Annotated in this window: 12 protein-coding genes; 7 read left to right on the forward strand and 5 right to left on the reverse strand. The window is 40.9% G+C overall.

Translation table 11 applies throughout. From position 1 onward, the window contains the following. Positions 1-375 precede the first annotated feature (375 nt). Positions 376-801: a universal stress protein gene (locus tag ACE1CC_RS29750; RefSeq protein WP_413274051.1), complete on the forward strand. Its 426-nt coding sequence runs from the start codon at positions 376-378 to the stop codon at positions 799-801. Between the two features lie 248 nt (positions 802-1,049). After that, entirely contained in the window at positions 1,050-1,904 is an 855-nt protein-coding gene (locus ACE1CC_RS29755; RefSeq protein WP_413274052.1) for a DUF928 domain-containing protein, read from the forward strand. 79 nt (positions 1,905-1,983) lie between these two features. Here the strand turns inward: ACE1CC_RS29755 and ACE1CC_RS29760 are convergent, their stop codons facing one another. Further along, entirely contained in the window at positions 1,984-2,376 is a 393-nt protein-coding gene (locus ACE1CC_RS29760) for a hypothetical protein (protein ID WP_413274053.1), read from the reverse strand. 162 nt (positions 2,377-2,538) lie between these two features. Between ACE1CC_RS29760 and hslO the strand changes: the two genes are divergently transcribed. Then, positions 2,539-3,441, forward strand: a complete 903-nt coding sequence (gene hslO, locus ACE1CC_RS29765; RefSeq protein WP_413274054.1) for an Hsp33 family molecular chaperone HslO — start codon at positions 2,539-2,541, stop codon at positions 3,439-3,441. Between the two features lie 144 nt (positions 3,442-3,585). Beyond that, positions 3,586-5,757: an AAA family ATPase gene (locus ACE1CC_RS29770; RefSeq protein ID WP_413274055.1), complete on the forward strand. Its 2,172-nt coding sequence runs from the start codon at positions 3,586-3,588 to the stop codon at positions 5,755-5,757. A 284-nt stretch (positions 5,758-6,041) separates the two neighbouring features. On the opposite strand, the gene crtD is transcribed toward ACE1CC_RS29770, so the two are convergent. Next, positions 6,042-7,562, reverse strand: a complete 1,521-nt coding sequence (gene crtD, locus ACE1CC_RS29775) for a C-3',4' desaturase CrtD (RefSeq protein WP_413274056.1) — start codon at positions 7,560-7,562, stop codon at positions 6,042-6,044. 125 nt (positions 7,563-7,687) lie between these two features. Here crtD and ACE1CC_RS29780 point away from each other — a divergent pair, with 125 nt between their 5' ends. Together ACE1CC_RS29780 and ACE1CC_RS29785 are read left to right on the forward strand one after the other, a co-directional pair. Next, the gene (locus tag ACE1CC_RS29780; protein WP_413274057.1) at positions 7,688-8,974 is read left to right on the forward strand and encodes a M16 family metallopeptidase; all 1,287 of its coding nucleotides are present in this window, start codon (positions 7,688-7,690) and stop codon (positions 8,972-8,974) included. Positions 8,975-9,112: 138 nt separating this feature from the next. Further along, positions 9,113-10,003: a fructosamine kinase family protein gene (locus ACE1CC_RS29785; protein WP_413274058.1), complete on the forward strand. Its 891-nt coding sequence runs from the start codon at positions 9,113-9,115 to the stop codon at positions 10,001-10,003. Positions 10,004-10,272: 269 nt separating this feature from the next. Here ACE1CC_RS29785 and ACE1CC_RS29790 read toward each other — a convergent pair whose 3' ends face one another. Further along, positions 10,273-11,571, reverse strand: a complete 1,299-nt coding sequence (locus ACE1CC_RS29790; protein ID WP_413274059.1) for a hypothetical protein — start codon at positions 11,569-11,571, stop codon at positions 10,273-10,275. Between the two features lie 735 nt (positions 11,572-12,306). On the opposite strand from ACE1CC_RS29790, the gene ACE1CC_RS29795 reads away from it, so the two are divergent. Then, a complete protein-coding gene (locus ACE1CC_RS29795) occupies positions 12,307-14,769 on the forward strand; it encodes a tetratricopeptide repeat protein (RefSeq protein ID WP_413274060.1) in 2,463 nt (820 codons plus the stop codon). A gap of 154 nt (positions 14,770-14,923) precedes the next feature. Here the strand turns inward: ACE1CC_RS29795 and ACE1CC_RS29800 are convergent, their stop codons facing one another. Beyond that, entirely contained in the window at positions 14,924-17,959 is a 3,036-nt protein-coding gene (locus tag ACE1CC_RS29800; RefSeq protein WP_413274061.1) for a M10 family metallopeptidase, read from the reverse strand. A 119-nt stretch (positions 17,960-18,078) separates the two neighbouring features. Next, complete coding sequence (locus ACE1CC_RS29805) at positions 18,079-20,652, reverse strand: M10 family metallopeptidase (protein ID WP_413274062.1); 2,574 nt, start codon at positions 20,650-20,652, stop codon at positions 18,079-18,081. Positions 20,653-20,842: the final 190 nt, after the last annotated feature.

The raw sequence follows: 20,842 nt of genomic DNA on the forward strand, positions 1-20,842 counted from the left end.
AGACAGTTGACACCAGAGTTTAATTAACTTTAATTAATCCCCATTCCCAGGTAGGTGAGTGCCGGAAATAATCGATCGCCAAACATAAAGTCAGTATAATTCTGTTCGTTTCCCATCTCGACCGTGAAATACTTACGGTCTAGGATGAATCTTTATAAGTCGCCAAGAAGTAATGCAGTTAAGTCTTAAGTTTTGATTTGCTGCCATGCCTTGTCAGAGTTTTGTGTTTAGGAGGCAAGGGTTTTATCATTAGGCCAGTGGGAAATCGAAAAAAATAGATAAACCCGCCTTCATTTAATTGGCAATTGAAGATATTTTTATAAATCGAAACCGAAAACGCAAAACTCACAACTACTCATTGAGGAGGCATAATTCGTGCTGAAAACAATTCTTATCGCATTAGATGGGACAGAACTATCCGAACAGGTAATTCACAGCCTTGACCAAATTAATTTACAACCGGAAACGAAAGTTATCCTGTCTCACGTTATCCCACCGTCGGGAGAGGATGTAGAATGGTCTGCCGATCGACCCCAAGGCATCAGTGAGGAAATTCCCTACCGGAAAGCGGAAAAGCAGTTGCAGTCCTACCAAACTAGACTGCCTTACCAAAGTGAATTAGAAATAGTTACAGGCGATCCGGCAGAAGAAATAGTCCGTCTTGCCAATATTCACCATGCTGATTTAATTATCATTGGTAGTCGTGGGTTGACAGGGTTAAAACGGATTTTAGAGCGATCGGTAAGCAGCCAAGTCATAGAAGATGCTCCTTGCTCAGTGTTACTGATTAAACCAAGATAAGCAATAGTCAGACAAAGTGTAAGCTGTTAATCATTTAAATTGCTTGTGGAGTTAGCAGGGGAACTCAAAGGAGCAAGGGAGAGGGTTTGAAGGCCAATTTATATGAGGAAAGGTTTCCGGCTTTCACTCAAGATACTAAGCATCTGAAACAAATTTTGCCGGAAATGAGTCAGATTACAGTGTATTTACTCAAATAATTTTGTCCGGTTTAGGCAGGTTGGGGTTTCCCAGAATAAAGCTGAAAAATTATGATTAACAGTCGTCAACAAAATCCCTTGATTTTAAGCATCATATCAATGCTATTAGTGACCTTAGTTACTCCTAGTAAAAGTTCCCATTATCATCTATTTAAACGCATATCAATTGAGCTATTTAATTCACATGCTTTAGCACAATCTTTACCCGGAGATATTCAGTATACTCCTCCCGATCGCGGAGCACCTGGAGCCACAGGATCGGGCGGAGCTAGGGCGCACGAAAAACCCACTATTTTAGAATCAGAAGACAATTGGACAAGAACTAGGGGTACTGCTGCACCTCCTCCGGCAAGTATTCAAACTGTACCAAAACAATGTATTCCCACAACACCAACTCTCCTAGTCCCACAAAATCATCTGGGTTTAACTACTTCTAGTAATCCTACAGTACTCTGGTATTTACAAAATAAAGATGTAGAAATCATGGTATTTGAATTGCGAAAAGCCGGAGAAAAAGAACCAATTTATGCTGAACAGTTACAACCTTCAGCCGGAATAATTGAAATGAAACTACCCAAAGATAAAGTAGAATTAGAAATAGGAACACAATACATTTGGTCAGTTTCAGTTCCTTGTATTACTGAAGGAAAAAGACGAAAAATATCTGTAGAAGCAGGAATTCAACGAGTAGCTCCTCCACCAGAATTAACTCAGCAATTATCTCAAGCTACTACCCCCCAACAAAAAGCTAGAGTTTTTGCTCAACAAGGCTATTGGTATGATGCCCTAGACACACTTAGTACTGCTTTTACCGCTAATCCCAATCAATCTACATACGGTGATATTCTCTCCTTATTAGATCAAGTAGGATTAAATGAAATAGTGAAAAAAGAGGGCCAAAGATAATTAAAAGATTAAAGGTTAGTTGTGAGCACTTCAGTGTTACAGCGCAAAAGCGCTCACAACGAACGATTACAACGAACGATTAGAGTTGAGTTTGATTATTTGTGAGAAATTCCCTTAATCTGATCAAACCGAAAGTTTGAGCTAAATTCAATGGAAGTAAAGAGATACCTTCCAAGCGAGATTGTACCCAACCATTACCCCAATACCATTCGTGAAAACCATCAATTCCTTGACTTAAAATCAAGCGAAGATGGTTAGATTCAGCGACATCAACTTGGTGTAGAATGGCCAAAGGGCCTAGCCGACTAGTAAACTTTAATCCAGTGTAGAATTCCTCTGGTAAATTAGAATCTAAACTTTGCGGCCATAACCACTGCTGCAATTTTCGGGGATAGAGCAGACTTTCTCGAATTGTATTTTCCTCTGCTTCCACCTCAATTCGCAAATTACTATGTTGAAAATTACCCAGCATAAATTAAATTATTACCAAACTAACAATTTTTTCTGTACCATAACACTTCCTAGCGAGCCTTGGCAGACACAACATTTCAAATCGAAACTTGCCAATTTTTGACTCACCACTGGCCAATCAGCCACTTACAATAGAAGATGTTAAGAAATGTAAGGAATTTTCATGGCCGATCAGTTAATTAGAGCCACTGCTGCCGATGGAGGAATTCGCGCCGTTGGTGTAATTACAACACGCCTCACAGACGAAGCGAAACGGCGACATCAACTTTCCTACGTAGCGACAGCTGCCTTGGGGCGCACGATGTCAGCAGGGTTGTTGTTAGCTTCTAGTATGAAGCGACCGGAATCAAGAGTAAATATTCGGGTGAAAGGAAATGGCCCTTTAGGGGGAATTTTAGTTGATGCTGGATTAGATGGTACAGTCCGGGGATATGTAGAAAACCCTGGAATTGAACTACCACCTAACGCCAAAGGCAAACTAGATGTCGGTGGCGCAGTCGGTAAGGAAGGCTATCTCTACGTTGTTAGAGATGTGGGATATGGTTATCCATACTCCAGTACAGTAGAACTGGTTTCTGGGGAAATAGGTGAAGATGTGACTTATTACCTAGCTGCTTCCGAACAGACACCTTCGGCTTTAGTAGTGGGCGTATTTGTCGAGGGTGGGGTAGTGACGGCATCTGGGGGTATTTTGATCCAAGTTATGCCGAAAGCTGCATCGGATGAAGCCTTGGTACAAACTTTAGAGTCCAGGGTAGCAGCATTAGCGGGATTTACGCCTTTGTTACAAGCAGGTAAGACATTACCAGATATTTTTCAGCAATTGCTGGGAGATATGGGGCTAGTGCAGTTACCGGAAGTGCAGCTGCTACGCTTTCAATGTAACTGCTCCTACGAGAGAGTTTTAGGTGCGCTGAAACTTCTGGGAGAAGCGGAATTGCAGGACATGATTGAAAAAGATAATGGTGCGGAGGCTACTTGCCATTTCTGTGGAGAAGTTTATCAAGCCAGCAGCGATGAATTAGCGCAACTAATTTCCGATTTACGAGCCCAATCCTCTGTCTGAGATCGGGTGACAAATTGTTTAAAGGATGGTAAGTAGAATATATATTGCCCAAGATCTAGCTTTTTTGGAATTAGAGGGGTAGGATAGCTACCACTGCATATTCGAGCTAGCCTGGTCTAATGCACGATTATTTTGGTGTGAGCTATGAGAGAACGGGGAAGTCCAAAGCAATGGTTGTCGATGAAAGGTTCTGAGCAGGGAAATAAAAATCGATCGCCAATTCCACCTCTGATTCCAAATAATACTGTTACGCCTAATGGCACGCTGCAAGAAAAATTAAAAGTGAACGCTTCAGGCTTCGACGTGAGCCAAGAGCCGAACGTTTCACCAGAGAGCAACCAATATGAAGCGCCAGTCACAGCAAGTGAAGCTCCCAAAAATGGTAAACTCAGGCGAATCAGTAAAAAGTTAAAACAAGTGCAGATAAAAATGCCTCTGGCGGTGTTACAGTTAACAGGACAGTGGCAATTCTGGGTAGCCTTAGCAACAGTTAGCGCAGGCGGAGTGGGAACACTGGCAGTAAGTTTGTTGTTAACGCTGCCAGCACAGCCCAACTGCTCGTCAATTAACTTAATGACAGCTTCAGCGAGTGAGCGAATTTCCTGCGCGGAAATATTAGCGAATAAGCAGACAGTAAATAGCTTGCTCGAAGCAATTTCCCTGGTGAAAACTCTACCAGAAGAGCACCCATTGCGGGATGAAGCAAACTCACTGATCAAAGGATGGTCGCAAGAAGTTTTAAATTTAGCAGATCAGTCTTTTCTAGCTGGTAAATTAGATGAAGCGATCGCCACAGCGAAAAAAATCCCCAGTGATGTTCCCGCTTATACGCTAGTAGAAAAACGCATTGAGCGTTGGCGTGCGATTTGGACAAAAGCAGAAGGTTACTATCGAGCCGCTGAAGCACAGGTACGTAAAGAAAATTGGACTCAAGCCTTCCGGGAAGCAGTACGCTTACTCTACATCGGCAACAGATATTGGGAAACCACAAAATATGAAGAACTTACCCAAATTATTGCCTCAGCCAGAGAAGACGGCGAAAACTTAACCAAAGCTCGCAGATTGGCACGCGCAGGCGGTGTAAAAAACCTGTTAGAAGCGATAAAAATAGCCCAAGGAATCAGTTCAAAAAGCTATCTTTTTGAAGCATCTAAAACTACAATATTGGAATTTGGGCGGAAAATGCTGGATTTAGCGCAAACCCAGCTGGATAATCAAGATGTCGATGGAGCATTGTCTATAGTCCGGCAAATTCCCTCGATTATCAACTTGCAGGGTGATATAGAAGACTTCACTAACTTGGCACAAGCTTTAGCTTTAGCGGCTGATGGGACAGTAGGTAGTTTAGATGCGGCAATTAACCAAGTGCAAAGGATTAGCCCCAATCGACCTTTGTATAATAAAGCTCAAGATTGGTTATTGCGTTGGCAACAAGAACAACAAGACGTAGCAAAATTAGATAAAGCCCGTCAGCTAGCAAGTATGGGCACAGTTAATGACTTCCAGGCAGCCATTAGAGAAGCACAACAAATTCCAGAGAATAATCCCAGAGCAAGAGAAGCAAAACAACAAATTGCCGCATGGGAAGCTCAGATTCAAACAATTGAAGATCGTCCCCTGTTGAGTCGTGCTGAGCAAGTAGCCAAATTGGGAGATGGCACTTCTTTGGCAGCCGCCGTTAATGAAGCTGCTAAAATTAGCAAAGGTCGGGCGCTGTATTCCGAAGCTCAAAGTAAAATTTCGCGATGGACGGCTCAAATTCAACGAATTGAAGACCAGCCATATTTAGATCAGGCAAGACAATTAGCTAACTCCGGTAATTTCGCCGCCGCAATTAATACTGCTCAACAAATTAAACCAGGTAGGGCTTTGTCTAATCAGGCACAGTCGGCAATTCAAGAGTGGCAAGGGCAAGCCAGAGCGCAACAGAATTGGCAACAAGCGCAACAGTTGGCAACTGCTGGTACGCCAGATTCTTTAGTATCGGCAATTGGATTGTTAAGGAGTATTCCCCGAAGTTCGGCAATGCGATCGGAAGCGGAAACAGCCATGAATCAATGGAGTTACCAAATTCTATCACTCGCGCAAGATCGGGCAAATTATGATTTGCCAGGGGCAATTTCTATTGCCAGAAGTATTCCGGCTGGGACTAGTGCTTACCCAGAAGCAAAAGCACAAATCGAAGTCTGGCAAAATATCTTAAATCCCCCAGCACCCCCAAGCCCTGAATACTTTGCCCCCCCAGTGGAACAAACTCCCATTGCTCCAGAAGCTTCGCCACCAACGGAGTTTAGTGTCCCGCCTACTAGCCCTTAGATTAGAGGTTGACTAAATAGCCAAATTCTTGCTTATTCCTCAGCAAACTTGCTCAAGATGAAGAAGTTTTCCGGGATGGAAATACAGTTGGTTTGTTTGAGAAAGAATTGCCCAGGATGTAGACAGAGTAAGAATTTCATGGGATGATAATCGCAGATTTAAGGGGGATTCATGCAGATAAAGGGACAAGACTTCGACGTGAGCGAGAAGCCGAAGGGGGACAATTCATGAATTGTCCCTAATTAAAACTCAGTAGGGGTAATTCATGAATTGCCAACACAAACTCAAAACTCAAAACTCGATCGACTACCTTGTTCAATTTGTCTGACGACGGTGAGCGCCGAATAGGAAACACCAGCAGTTCCTTCCCCTGGATGGGTGGAGTCACCGACTAACCAGAGATGGTTAATTGGTGTACGATTGGCAAATCCGAAGGGGCCAAAAGTGGGGATACGTTGACCGATACCGCCGACTACTCCTCGATCGCGTCCTGTAAAACGAGCAAAAGTGCGGGGTGTGGCGGCTTCGGTGTGGAGAATTGTTTCGCGGGTGAGGTGGAAATATTGACCCAGTTTGAAGAGAGCTTCTTGGGTGTATTTACTTTTTAAGGTTTCATAGTCTGGGCAATTCCACCAAATTCTGGTATCTGTAAACGAGGAAGCTGTAATTGTGGCTTTACCTTCGGGGGCACGTCCATCTCCCGGACGACTGACGGAAACAAACAGGGAATTATTTTCTCCGATCGGTCCTGAGTAATCGTAGAAAAATTGTAAATGGGGTGGACATTCTCTTGGAATAGCTGTTTCATCTACTCCTAAATACAGCACAAATGCGCCAGATGCGGGTGGTAGTTTGTCTACGCGATAACGGTATCCTTTGGGTGCTGTTTCTCCTAATAATTGAACTAGGTTTTGGACGGTGACATTGGCAATTATGTGATCTGCTGTTTCAGTCCAAGTTTCTCCAGTTTTTTGATTGTAAATTTGAACGGCTGTAGCTTTGCCATTTTCTGTGAAAATTTGTTTTACTGTGTGGCGCATTAATAATTTTCCGCCATCTCGTTCTAAGGTAGTGACTAGGCGATCGCTCAACACCTGCATACTACCCTTTAAGTGATACAATCCCTGTGGTGCTTGGCTTACACCCAAGGCAGTCGCCGCATAAAGCAAAGCTGTTTCCTCCGCATCCACTTGGGAATAAAGCTTTAACTGTAAATCTAAAAAAGTCCGTAACCGCAGATTTTCCGCCAAACCAAAATAACGTAAGGCATTTCCCACCGTCGAGAAAGTGTGAGGTAAAGTTAATAAAGTATCGGGTCGAACTGCTTTAGTTAATTGCCATAAATCCCATAAATTACGCGGTGGTAAAACTGGATCGCGAGATTGAAACGCCCAACTATAACGAAATAAATTATTCAATAACTGCCAAAATGGTTCGCTTCCGGGAAACTGTCGCTGACGTTCTGCAAGCCATTTTTGCGGATCTCGCCAGACATTAATCGGTTCAGTTTCCCCAGGCAAAAACACCGCACAAGCAGGATCGCAAAATGTCGCCTCTGGCAAATCTATTTCTAATTCTGAGAATATTTTGTGATGAATGCCTCCCGGTTCTAACCCAGCGACTTGAGTAGCGCCAACATCAAAGGTAAAACCGCGACGTTGAAAAGTGGAAGCGCATCCTCCGGGAACTAAGGCTTGATCTAAGACTAAAACTTGGTAGCCCCGATGAGCAAGTAAGGCGGCGGCGGTTAAACCACCAATTCCCGCACCGATAACAATTACTTTGTTATGGTTATGATTTTTCATAGAAGTTTACTTTTATTTACATTTATTATTATAATTTAAACGATGTAGTAATTTCCAATATTAGCTGTTCCCCGTTCTCTACTCTCTAGTTAAGATGAAGGAAGTGTTACTAATCCCTACGTTTGATGACCTCGATTTTGCTCAAGTCTCCTCCTCTTAATGCCCCCACTGTATATCAGTTACCTAATGGGCTAACGATCGTTGCCGAACAAATGCCGATCGAAGCTGTAAATTTGAGTATCTGGTTAAATGTTGGTTCTGCGGTAGAGTCAGATCAAATTAATGGCATGGCTCACTTTTTAGAACACATGGTTTTTAAGGGAACCGAAAATTTAGCCAGTGGCGAATTTGAGCGTTTAGTTGAAGAGAGAGGTGCTGTCACTAACGCTGCTACCAGTCAGGATTATACTCAGTTTTACATGACAACTGCGCCCAAAGATTTTGCAGATTTAGCACCTTTACAAATTGATGTGGTGTTGAATCCTAGTATTCCTGATGAAGCATTTGAGCGAGAAAGATTGGTAGTTTTAGAAGAAATTCGCCGTGCAGAAGATAACCCGCGTCGGCGTACTTATCAGAGATCGATCGAAACAGCTTTCAATCAATTACCTTACCGTCGTCCAGTATTAGGGCCAACATCAGTGATCGAATCTCTCACACCGCAACAAATGCGAGATTTTCACTTTGGTTGGTATCAACCTCAGTCAATCACAGCGGCAGTGGTGGGTAATTTACCAGTAGAACAATTAATCGAAATTGTTGTCGAAGGTTTTACTAAAACTCGCTCAAACTTAAGTTCTATTCCTGAGAGTTTTGCTAGCCCTAAATGGCAACCGGAAGCACCTTTTACGGAAGTTGTGAGACGGGAATATGTGGATGAAAGTTTACAGCAAGCCAGATTAATTATGATGTGGCGAGTACCGGGAATGACGCAATTAGCCCAAACTTATCCAATAGATGTTTTGGCAGCAATTTTAGGACAAGGACGTAGTTCTAGATTAGTGCGAGATTTGCGGGAAGAGAAACATTTGGTAACGCAGATTTCTGCGAGCAATTTAACTCACAGTTTACAAGGAATTTTTCAAATTTCAGCTAATTTACCAGTGGAAAATATAGAAGCGGCGGAATTAGCGATCGCAGAACATATTCGCAAATTACAAAAAGAACCTGTAACTCAAGCCGAAATTTCTCGCGTGCGAACTCAAGTAGCAAATCGATTTGTGTTTGCTTCTGAAACTCCGAGCGATCGGGCTGGAATGTATGGTTACTATCAATCAATGGTCAAAGATTTAGCTCCAATGCTGAATTATCCAGCCAGAATTCAAGCAGTTGATGAGGAAGAATTGCAATTTACTGCTAACAGTTTTCTATCTCCAGAAGCTTATGGAATAGTAATAGTTAAACCGGAATAAAGGGGATTGGGGGAGTTTTGAGTTTTGAGTTTTAAGTTTTAAGTTAGGGAAAGAGTTTTGAGGTTTGAATTTTACTCCCCCTAGAGTTCCGAGAATTCCTGTGCATTGTAATGAGCGTGAAATAAATATTCTTTAGTTATGTGGACTGCAATTTCTGAACATATTAGCGAAGTAACAGGCGAGAAATTTGTCATAGAAAACCGCCGTTCTGTGGGTGGTGGTTGTATTAATCAAGGGTATGCGATCGGGAATAGCGATCGCACTTATTTTGTCAAACTAAACCAAGCTGACCAAGTTGATATGTTTGCTGCGGAAGCTTTGGGATTAAAAGAAATGTGGTCAACTAAAACTATTCGAGTACCGCAACCAATTTGTTACGGTACAACTAATAATTCAGCTTACATCGTGCAAGAATATTTAGAATTAGGGCGCAGTGGTGGAAATAATGCTTGGCAAGAAATGGGGCGAAAATTAGCAGCAATGCACTTGAGATCCCCGACTTCTCTAAGAAGTCGGGGATCTGGTTTTGGTTGGGAGAGAAATAATACCATTGGTTCTACACCACAAATTAACACTTGGACATCAGATTGGGTAGAGTTTTTTGCCCAACATCGCATTGGTTATCAATTGAAATTAGCTAAACGCCGAGGAGGGCAATTTAGCCAAGGAGAAAGTTTAATTAAAGCGATTCCTAAATTATTAGCAAATCATCATCCCCAACCATCTTTAGTGCATGGGGATTTATGGTCAGGAAATGCTTCTGTTACAGCAGCAGGTGAACCTGTGATTTTTGATCCGGCGACTTATTATGGCGATCGCGAAGTCGATATCGCCATGACCGAATTATTCGGCAGATTTCCTGCTAGTTTTTATCATGGTTATAACGAAGTTTGGCCTTTAGATTCCGGCTATGAATTACGCCAAACTTTATACAATCTCTACCACATTATTAATCACTTTAATTTGTTCGGTGGTAGTTACGAATCCCAAGCAAATCGCATGATTAGTCAATTATTAAGTAAAGTTTAGAAGAATGACTTCAGGGCAGAAGGCAAAAGGCAGAACTCAGATCTTGCACCTAGAGGCAGAGCCTCGGTTTTTCGTTCCCAGGTTGAACCTGGGAACGAGATGGAAAGACTTCAGGGCAGAAGGCAAAAGGCAGAACTCAGATCTTGCACCTAGAGGCAGAGCCTCGGTTTTTCGTTCCCAGGTTGAACCTGGGAACGAGATGAAAGGAGGTTCTACCTCACAGGATGCAAGATCGTTCCCCTTATCCCTGTACCCGGAGCCTTTCCTCACTATGAAACTGCTAAAGGCAAAAGGGAATTATCAGAAATGTTCCTAACTTTTGTGGAATTTTTAACGGAACGGAGATTAGATTTTTTGCCTGGTAATTTTTGACCGTCCCAGTTACGATATTTCCAGGCGAGTTCTAAGAGATCCATCCATTGCTTTTGTACCTGTTTGAGAGAACATTCTAAATCTTTGGCAATTTCCTCATCAAATTTGTTGACTTTTTTGAGTTGCAACAATTTCTCAAGATCGGGCGAAAGATGTTTTGAAAATTCTTCCCATTGTTGAGAGGACATTCCCAATTTTTGATCTAAGTCTGCGCCTAACCACTGATGGACTAGTTTCCAGTGGGATGCACGGGCGAACTTATCCACATGATACTTAAAGCGTTGTTGTAGATAATCTCGTTCGCGAGGAGTTAATTTGAGAATCTCGTCAATATCTGGAGCAGAATAGTCTTGGAGTTTTAAGACTAGGTAGTTTACACAGTCCGTTTGACCTTGAGATTCTAAATAGTCTAGGAGTTCTGTGATGATTCGATCGCGCAACATCCCCTCAGTAGGATCGACTGTTTCCATCATCATTTGCGATCGCACTTGCTGCATTGTAGAAGCAGACCAACCACTTTGTTGATCGTACTCTCCTTTGGGAGTTTCTACCGCTTGTTCAATATCAACAGAAGTTTCCGCAGGTTGACGTTTGACAAAAGCCTGCACCCGCAACACAATCAATTGTTGACTGGTACCATTTGGTAAGGTAATGCGGCGCTTGGCATAATTTTCTGTAAACGCCAAATACTCTGCTAACTCTAGCTTGGTGCGGAGTTGAAAATTGGGTAACTCGTATTCCCGACGAAAAGCAGCAAGCGAAGCAGCGTAAAACTCTTGCAAAAAATCGTCAATCAGATTTTTCCGACCTTGGAAACCCAACTGAGATTGAGACGGCGCTACGTAACGATAAATCATAGCAGTTAAATTGCTATGCAGTTCAATACGTCCCTGTTTTGGGCCTTTCTGGTGGTAAGACAAGCACTTGTGTAATCTATTACGTCCCAATATCAGTTGCCAAGTGTAAACTTCTCCAGAAGTTTGGATGCGAGCACTTTTGTAGCACATCCGTTCTACTTCTGTGGCAATTCTGGTTGCAACTCCGAGTACACTTTGGGAGTTGTAACCAACTTTTTGGGAAAGTTCATCAAGGAGAATTTCCTGTAAGTTTGACCCCGACTGTGGGAGTGAGAGTTCCGGACTATTGGTGTTAACGGCAGTAGTTACATTTGGAATAGTATTAGCTTGAACCTGCATGGTATTGCCCCTCAGCATTAAAGTTACAAATTGCACTAAGATTTAGGGAAAATTAATTTGGGTGCGATCGCCCCTTTGTGTGATTTAACTTTTTAATCTGACTCAGATATTGACAGTAGGCACCAAAAATGAAAACTTTTACCAGGGAACTTCCCGGAGGACTACACTCACCTAACTTGGACACTTTTTTCGCCAATAAGTTTATATTTGCTTTACTTAAGGGAGAAAAATTTTTGTAGATTTTTCCAAGTCAACCACTGATTATTATCCTAACGAATAGCGAGTGATAAATTTAGCCATCTGTTGATTTCAACAATGGTTAATTACCTAATTCAATCCTTGATTTAATACTTATCTATTCTGGATTAGACATGGCAATTAATTCAGCAAATGCCACCTATTGATTTAGTATTATCTGCCTGGATTATATGCCTATAATCCTTGTTATACCTGGATTACAAGCATTAAGGTTTTCGGCAATGCTGTAATTTTTGGCAATCATTAAAATACAATCTCAACCGAGAAGATAATTTTTTATCCATATCTAGTAAAGTCCCGAAAACTGCGCTTCCACCTGATAAATATAGTTTCGTAGAAATTCAAAGATTTGTCGATAAGGAAAAAGTAGGTAGTTTGCTTACCTCAGTTTAAGTAAGAAAAAAACAGAAAAGCTCAGGAAAGCTCAGGAGGTTTCAGGTGATAGTAGGAAAAAGTCAGGAAAAGTCAGGTTATACTATGAATGAACCAGTAGGAATTAATCATAAATTAGCTCTCATGGATGTAGAAGCAGCACTAAAAATTGTCGATCGAGCAGTGTTGGCTAAAAATAAAAGGCGTTTAAAGGACGTGGAAAGGCTAGTATTCAAGGGAGCTTGGTTAAGGCAAAGTTATGCTGAGATTGCCAAAGAATCTGGCTATACCTTGACCTACATCAGACAAGATATTGGTTCTAAGTTATGGAAACTGCTGAGTGAAGTTTTGGCAGAACCTGTCAGTAAGATAAACCTTCAGGCGGCGGTGGAACGGGAGTGGGAAAGGCAACGACAATGGAAACGGGAAATACCACCATTAGATGATGAACCTGTAGATCCCGAACCGAAACCTATCCCAGTTCATAACCCCAATTTCATGGGACGAAACAGGGAAATTGCCGACATAAATGCTTTTGTCCAACAAGGGGCGAAAATTATTTTGGTTTATGGTAAGGGTGGCGTGGGTAAGTCTTTGTTGTCTTGGGAATATTTCACCACTCAGAATTTTGACCCAATTCTGGAAGTGTGGATGGCGAAAGAGGCAGAAATCATCACTACCAATGCCAAAAGTATAGTTGAGGAATGGCTAAGGCGACACTTTCAGGAGGAACCGAGAGAAGATTTTGGGGTGACGCTGGAGTTATTGCGGCAAAAGTTACGCGATCCAAATCGTCGGGTAGGAGTGTTGATTGATAATTTAGAACCTGCTTTAGATAAACATGGGAGATTGATTCCTGCTCATCGAGACTATGTAGAATTATTCCGCGTGTTAGCCGATCCAGCCGGAAACTGTGTAACTTTAATTACCAGTCGGGAAAGACTTGGGGAATCTGCTGTCACTTTTCAGGATTATCGATTAGAAGGATTAAAATTATCGGTCTGGAAACAGTTTTTTATAAATCGGGGGATAGAGGTTCATTCTGATGTATTGTCGGCGATGCACCAAGCTTATGGCGGAAATGCTAAAGCGATGCACATCTTGAGTGGTGTGATTCAAACTGATTGGTCAGGTGATATGGAAAGTTACTGGCAAGCAAATCAGAAGAATTTGTTAATTGAGTCAGATTTACAAGATTTGGTTGTTAGTCAATTTAAGCGGTTGCAAGAAGTCGATCTAGATGCTTATAAGTTGCTTTGCCGTTTGGGATGTTTTCGTTATCAAGATGTACGTTCTCTACATCGGGATGCGATGATGTGTTTGCTTTGGGATATTCCAGAGTCGCAAAGGATTCGAGTTGTGAAGTCTTTGCGCGATCGATCTTTGGTAGAATTCCTCAAGGGAGAATATTGGTTACACCCAGTAATTCGTGCGGAAGCGAGGACAAGGCTTAAAGCCACTGAAGATTGGAAAACTGTCAATATAAAAGCCGCCGAATTTTGGACGCAAAGTGTAGAAACCGTAGATACTACAGAAGATGCAATCAAAGCTTTGGAAGCTTATTATCATTATATTGATATTGGAGAATTTGACTTAGCTTGCGAAGTACTTTTGAAAAAAAGAAAGTACAAATTAAATTATCAAGGAGAACCAGAAGAACTAACTATTTCCTTTGGGAGATTAGGCTTAGTCCAACACATTCTTTCTGTAGTTCTGGCAATTACAGATAAACTTGATAATGACTATTATTTAACCCTGCTTCCTGGTCATATCGGCGGATTTTACCAGCAAATGGGTGATATTCGGACTGCCATTGAATACTACCAAAAATGTATTTTAATGGCAAAAAAATATAGCGATTCTCTTGACAAAGACAATTTCGATCCTAAGATTAAACATGAACTAGAAAGATATAATATAGGCACTATATTTACAATTAGTTCTTGTAAAGAATCTCTCAGGGAAGTTGAAGCAGCAATTCAATCTTACGAAGAAGTTATTAGTTTAGCAGAAAATACAAATTGGCATATATTTGCCATATTGTCTCAGTTTAATATAGGTTTATTATATTCTTATAGCCAGTCAGAAGCTGAGCAACAGAAAGCTTTGGAATTACTAGAAAAAAGTTACCAAGCTTATCAGAAACTTCCAGAGATAATGCTGGGTTCATGGAGTCAAGTACACAGCTTTTTTGCTATGGGGATGATTAATACTAATCTAGGACGAAATGAACAAGCATTAACCATGTTTAACCGCGCCTTAACTTATGCAGAAGGCAGTAAGTATAAGCAAGTGCAGGGTCAAATAATCACTGGTTTAGCAATGGTGAGTCGCAATCAAGGTAAGTATGAAGAAGCGTTAGAAAAGCATACAAGAGCGATCGACATTTTGCAAACAATAACAGCTAAAAAAGACCTAGCCGACGCTTACTATGAACTAGCCCGCACCTATCAAAAAATCGGTGAAATTGAAAAGAGTAACAGAAACTTCCAAACAGCCATTCAAATTTATGAACAAATGGGCGCACCTAAACAAGTACAAAAAATCAAAAAGCAAGGGAAAATTTAGCACTAACATCCCATTGAACATCAAAAACCCGCCAAAAAATTGATTTTATTCTTCGTTCCCAGGTTCAACCTGGGAACGAGTATCTGGGAGGTTCCACCTCCCCTCGTGCAAGATTTGAGTGTAAGACAACTTTTTCCCCACCCTACAGTAATAACTAAAACCCCGGAACTGTCAGCGCTACTTCCAGTTGGAAACTGTTGTTATTAAAAACACTAACAGCAGTATTTTTAATCACAGCTAAGAATTCATTACTACCTAAAAGTTGCAGAATAGTATCATTGGCATTAGCACCTGTACCCTGAGTCAATATAGCTAAAGTTTGTCCATTAATTTGGATAAATCTCGAATTAGGGTTGTTGGAATCAGCAACAACTTGAAGAGGTGTAGCCAAAGATTCTGGTGGTAATGGTGGCGCATCAAACACAGGAACTAAAGCCAAAGAAATCTTATCTTCAGCTACATTAAAATCAGTAACTACATCAGCTGTTGCAGCATTTTCTCCACCATCGAAACGAGCAAATACAAAAGTATCTACTCCTGAACCACCAGTAAGTAAATCTCCTCCTCTGGCACCTGCAATCCTGTCATTTCCTGGCCCGCCAATAATATTGTTAGCCATTCTATTACCCAGAATTTCATCATTACCTTGCGAACCAACTAAGTTTTCAATTTCGGTTCCAAAAGCAATGCTTGTGGTGTAACTAGTAGTTCTGTAAACAGTTGGAGGAAGTGGATTCTCTGGGGTACTATCAGGACTAGCAAAAGAATAGGTTGCTCCTGTAGTAGTGAAAATATATTGTGGTAGGGCAAATTGTGCCGTGTTCTGTCCTCCCTCATTCATATCAAAGTAATAGTCTAAGTTACGAACACGAACACTTTCTGGCAAAGCACTCAACCCAGAAAAATCTAAGGTATCGATTCCACCTGCATCCCAAATTGTTCTCTTTTGCAAGAGGTTATTGTTATCAACCCTGTAAACATTATCCCCGTTATTAAAATTACTGGCTCCATAGAGATACTGTAATGCCCGAATATCATCAGGCATCGGTGTAGAAGCATATAAACCAGTGTAATTAACATTAGGTAAAGCATTGTAAGTCATTACCGTGTTGGTATTGTTATCTCTTGCCAGGGCAAGGGTTGGCTCAAAATCGTTTGGGTCTCTTTGTCGCTGAGGCTGTTCCAAACCTAAAGCAGCACCCACTAAAAAGAGCAAAGCTTCATAAGCCAAATTGCCCGGAGCCGCTCCTTCAAATTCAAGTACTTTGCTAGAGTCCAAATGTATGTCACCAGGTAGACCAGTACCAGCAAAATCTGTAGGCCCATAGGCATAGCCATAAGTACCAATACCATTAAGTGTTACTATTTCCGGGTTAGGCGACCCTTGAGAAAACATAATTCTGATTCGACCCGCATTAGGCGGTCTGTCAGGAACTTCCTCCAAATTAATGCCCATAACTTTGCCATACTCTTGCATAACTTGGCGAATTCTGACTTTAATTGTCGGAGTTACTTCACTGACACCTCTTTCAAGACCTTCATATAAAAAGGCGTTAGGGGTAGAAACAAAGCTGTAAGTAAGAGTTCCCCTAGTGGGAATATTTCGCCATTTAGCTGCCGTTAACAGCCATTCAGGTAAGCCCCCTTCCTGACCTTCACTATTTAGAGGAACCCTAAATCTGGGAGCAATTAAAGAAGCAATGGCGTTTGGTTGAAAGACAATTGATGCTGGACGTGCTAAAGTGAACCCGCTGGTTTGGAAATCTTCAAAACCTTCTTCAAATGTCAGATTTCTAGCAGCTAAATCAGGGTTATTAGCAATATAGTAAACGGGATCAAACATCACAGAAGGACGACGACCTTCTTTAATTCCATAGTCGATAAAATGTCGAAATGCTTGCCCTGGTGTTAACCTCCTTAAATCAGAATTGTTACTTCTGTAATAATTCAGGTCAAAAAACTGAGAAAAGGGGCGGTTTTCTTCTAAGCCAAATGTCAGGAAATGTTCAAAAGCTCGGCTTTTGTTTGTGTCAAATCCAGCCGCAAGTAAGTCTGGGTTATTATTGACGTAATAATTAACATCAAAGTAAGGTGAAAATCTGCGTCCTTCCTGTAAACCATTATTTTGGAAATGTTCGAGTAATTGCGCGTCAGTCAACCCAGCCAAATCAGAGTTAGCCTTTCTGTAAAAGCCTAAGTCTAATAAGTTGGATAAAGCTACTCCTCCAGACAAACCAGAAAGTTGGAAATTTTCAAACAATTCTCTGTTGTTGATACTTTGAAATCTGGGGTCAGTATTCCGATAGGAGTTTAAGTCAACTACTGGCGAAAAAGAACGACCTTCATTTAACCCTGAAACTTGCAAATGTTCAAATAATTCTTTGTTGTTCAGTGTTAATAAATCTTGGTTGCTAGTGCGGTAAAAATTCAAATCTACTACAGGGGAAAAAGCCCGCCCTTGGAAAATCCCCACATTTTCTAAATGAGTTAGTAGCTGAGTGTTGGTGAGATTTACTAAGTCAGCATTGCGGCTTTTGTAGTAACTTAAATCTACAAAAGGTGAAAATCTTCGACTTGCGGGTAGTCCAGTCAGAAAAAATTGTTCGAGTAATACTCTGTTGTTTGGTGCATTGGCAATATTTGAATTATCTTGATTAGCGGCGCGAAAGAAAGAGAGGTCGAAGAAGGGAGAAAATTCTCGACCTTGTTCAATCCCACTAGTTTGAACATGATAAAATGCTTGTTTGTTATTTAATTGTGATAAGTCAGCGTTGGCATAACGGTAAAAATTGGGGTCAAAAATTAGGGTAGACTTACGCGCTTCATTTACGCCTGAGTCACGAAAATGTATGAATAATTCTCTGTTGTTTAATGGGGCTATGTCTTGATTGCTAGCGCGATAAACTTCCAAGTCAAAGAAGGGAGAAAACTTCAATCCTGCATCAATTCCACGAGTTAGAAAATCATCAATTAATTGGCGATTGTTGAGATTTGCTAACGCTGGATTACTAATTTTATAAAATCTTAAATCAAAATAAGGTGAAAAATCCCGACCTTCTGTAAGCCCAACAGTTAACAAATGTTGATACAGTTCTCGACTGCTTAAAGTATTTAATTCTGGATATCTAGCCCGATAGAAATTCTCGTCGTATAAGTCCGTTAAACTTAATGGCAAAGTTGTGGTAGCCATGTTGTGATTTCCTTGGTAAATACTGAATGATTAGAAGGTGAAAAGAAAAGTAAATCACTGGTTTTTAAAATCAAAAAACACAGCAAAAAAATCTGAGATGCACCTAGAGAATTTAACTATTAAACAGGAATTAAATCAGCAAAGCTTACTGAAGATGCGGGAACATTTCGCAAAATTGCTAAGTATTCACCTGTGCTAGGAACCCAAATCAAGGTATTAGCAGCATTTGCATCTGTTCCTTGAGTAATAGCTATTGATGATGATGGTAAACCTAAGCTTAAACCAATCTTATCTACGCCTGGTTGGAAGTCATTAATTACGTTTGTTGTTGCGGGATTTTTGCTGCCATCTCCTAAAGCAAAAATAAATACATCACTGCCATCACCACCAACTAAAATATCTGCACCGGGGCCACCAGTGATACTATCATTACCTGCCCCACCTGCAATAATGTTAGGCAAATTATTACCTATAATTTCATCGTCTCCTTGTGAACCAAAGAGGTTTTCAATTAGTGTTCCAAAAGCAATTGTGGTACCGAAACTGTCAGTAAGTACTGGAATATCTGGTAGAGGGTTAGAGGTAGTACTATTAGGATTAGGAATTGAATAAGTAGAACCATTCAGGGCAAATTGGGTGGTATTTTGTCCGCCTTCATTCATGTTGAAATAATAGCCACCTTGAATTGCTGGTAAAGCGGCAAAGTTAAGGGTATCAGTACCGCCACTATCCCAAATTGTTTGTTTGAAACTGTTTCTCCCATCCCTTTGATTTGGGCCTATGAAGTTGTTGATATCAAAGGTATAAACTGTGTCGCCTTGGTTGTAATTAGCTGTGCCATATAAATACTGTAAAGCACGAATATCATAGGCCATTGGCGTAATGTTGTAAGAACCGTTATAGTTGGGAGCAAAAATGTTATAGGTCATTACAGTATTTGTATTGTTATCTTTTCCTGGGGGAAGTTGATATAATCCCTGGAAAGGATGTTTTAGACCTAAAGCATGACCTATTTCGTGGAGTAAAACTGTGTAAGCAAAACTGCCAGGGCCAGCGTTAAAATCGACTAAACTGCGATCGGGATTTAAATGTATATCTCCTGCACGACCTGTACCAGGTGCGTCGGAAGGTAACTCGGCAACATAGGCATACACATTTCCATCAAGAGATAAACCTGCTGGCCCGTTAGAAAACATGATTCGGATTCTACCAACGTTAGGCGGTCTATCAGGAACTTCGACAAAATTAATGGGAATATATTGTGAAAGAGTCCGCATAATGTTGCGAACATTGTTTTTAACTTCTGGTGTTACTTCCCTAACTCCAGATTCTGGGCCTTCATATAGAGGTGCGCTAGCTGTGGTGACAAAGCTGTAGGTTAATGTGCCGCCTACGGGGATATTTTGCCATTTGGTGGCATTTCTTAGCCAATCATTTAAGGGTTGTTCTTCTTCCCCTGGACTTGGTATTAATAGAGATGCGATCGAAACTGGATCGAACCACAAAGAAGAAGAACGAGGTAAACCCGGCCCTGGATCTGGACTACCTGGAGTGACTTCAAAACTAGTTTGAAAGTCTGCAAATGCTTTGGCAAAAGAAGGTTGAGTTGCTGCGACATCAGGATTATTCGTTACATAATAAATAGGATCGAATAACACTGATGGGCGACGACCTTCATTAATACCAAAATTTACGAAGTGATTGAATGCTTGTCCTGGTGTCAATCCAGCCGCCCGTAAATCGGGGTTATTTCCCAAATAATAATTCGTATCAAAATATTGGGAAAAACGTCTGCCCTCATTGACTCCAGTAGTTCTAAAATGATCGTAAGCTTGTCGCCCAGTTAAACCTGCTGCAAGCAAGTCTGGATTACTATTTAGGTAGGTATTAACATCAAAAAATGGACTGAATTTTCGTCTTTCATTTAAACCATTGCTCAAAAAATGGTTGATGATTTCCTGACTAGTTATGAATGCACCATCTATAGATTCTGGATCTCTTAAAAAAGAATTATCAGCAAATAAATCACCGTTATTCTGTACATAAAAATCGAAATCAAATAACGGTAAAGAAGGTCTTCCTTCTCCTATACCAGCGCTAATAAAGTGAGTGAACAAATCTCGATTGCTTAATCCGGCTAAATCTGGGTTAGCTGCCCGATAATAATTGATATCAATTAGCGGGTTAAAATTCCGTCCTTCATTTAGCCCAGAAGTAAGAAACTGCTTAAATAATTGGTTGTTGTCTAAGCTTGCTAAATCTGGGTTAGCACTTCGATAGTAATTGAGATCGAAATTAGGTGAAAATTCTACTCCGGCAGGAAGCCCAATATCGAAAAAGTTTTGTAAGGCTATACTATTAATGCCACTGGCTAAAGTGGGATTATTTGCTTCAAAAAAAGCTAAGTCAAAAAATTGCGAGAACCTTCTACCTCCTTGTAAGCCGTATAGTCGGAAATGCTGTAATGCTTGTTGATCGCTTAACCCTGCTAAGTCTGGATTTTGCTGGCGATAGTAATTGGGATCGAAAATATCTTCTAGTCTTAAACGAGTATCAGCCATGATTGCTCTACCTTTTTCAATGTAATTCAATGTTTGTTTGACACTGCAATATAACTTTCCCGCTGCTGTCAGTGCAGTAGCGCCTAAATTTAGGCAGGGAATAACTGGCGATTTGGTGAGTTTTAAATTCACTCAAGTCGCACTGAAAGAAATACTAATTCGCGGTAAGGAGCTTGTGAAAATTGTGGGGTTATGACAGGGAAAACTTTCCTTTCAAGAATCAGGCGAATTAGTATAACCAAGTTATGATGTTAGATCAAATTTGGAAAATTGGGTTTAATTGGGAAACAATTTTAATAATCAACTGAAAAAATTAAGAATT

This window comes from Floridaenema aerugineum BLCC-F46 (assembly GCF_041929345.1).
Taxonomy (GTDB): Bacteria; Cyanobacteriota; Cyanobacteriia; order Cyanobacteriales; family Aerosakkonemataceae; genus Floridanema; species Floridanema aerugineum.

What these genes read in the sequence shown, in the direction of transcription:
- ACE1CC_RS29795 (WP_413274060.1), top strand. Translation starts at nt 12,307, where the DNA reads ATGAATGAACCAGTAGGAATTAATCATAAATTAGCTCTCATGGATGTA.
- ACE1CC_RS29790 (WP_413274059.1), bottom strand. Translation starts at nt 11,571, where the DNA reads ATGCAGGTTCAAGCTAATACTATTCCAAATGTAACTACTGCCGTTAAC.
- ACE1CC_RS29755 (WP_413274052.1), top strand. Translation starts at nt 1,050, where the DNA reads ATGATTAACAGTCGTCAACAAAATCCCTTGATTTTAAGCATCATATCA.
- ACE1CC_RS29760 (WP_413274053.1), bottom strand. Translation starts at nt 2,376, where the DNA reads ATGCTGGGTAATTTTCAACATAGTAATTTGCGAATTGAGGTGGAAGCA.
- hslO (WP_413274054.1), top strand. Translation starts at nt 2,539, where the DNA reads ATGGCCGATCAGTTAATTAGAGCCACTGCTGCCGATGGAGGAATTCGC.
- ACE1CC_RS29800 (WP_413274061.1), bottom strand. Translation starts at nt 17,959, where the DNA reads ATGGCTACCACAACTTTGCCATTAAGTTTAACGGACTTATACGACGAG.
- ACE1CC_RS29785 (WP_413274058.1), top strand. Translation starts at nt 9,113, where the DNA reads ATGTGGACTGCAATTTCTGAACATATTAGCGAAGTAACAGGCGAGAAA.
- crtD (WP_413274056.1), bottom strand. Translation starts at nt 7,562, where the DNA reads ATGAAAAATCATAACCATAACAAAGTAATTGTTATCGGTGCGGGAATT.
- ACE1CC_RS29780 (WP_413274057.1), top strand. Translation starts at nt 7,688, where the DNA reads ATGACCTCGATTTTGCTCAAGTCTCCTCCTCTTAATGCCCCCACTGTA.
- ACE1CC_RS29770 (WP_413274055.1), top strand. Translation starts at nt 3,586, where the DNA reads ATGAGAGAACGGGGAAGTCCAAAGCAATGGTTGTCGATGAAAGGTTCT.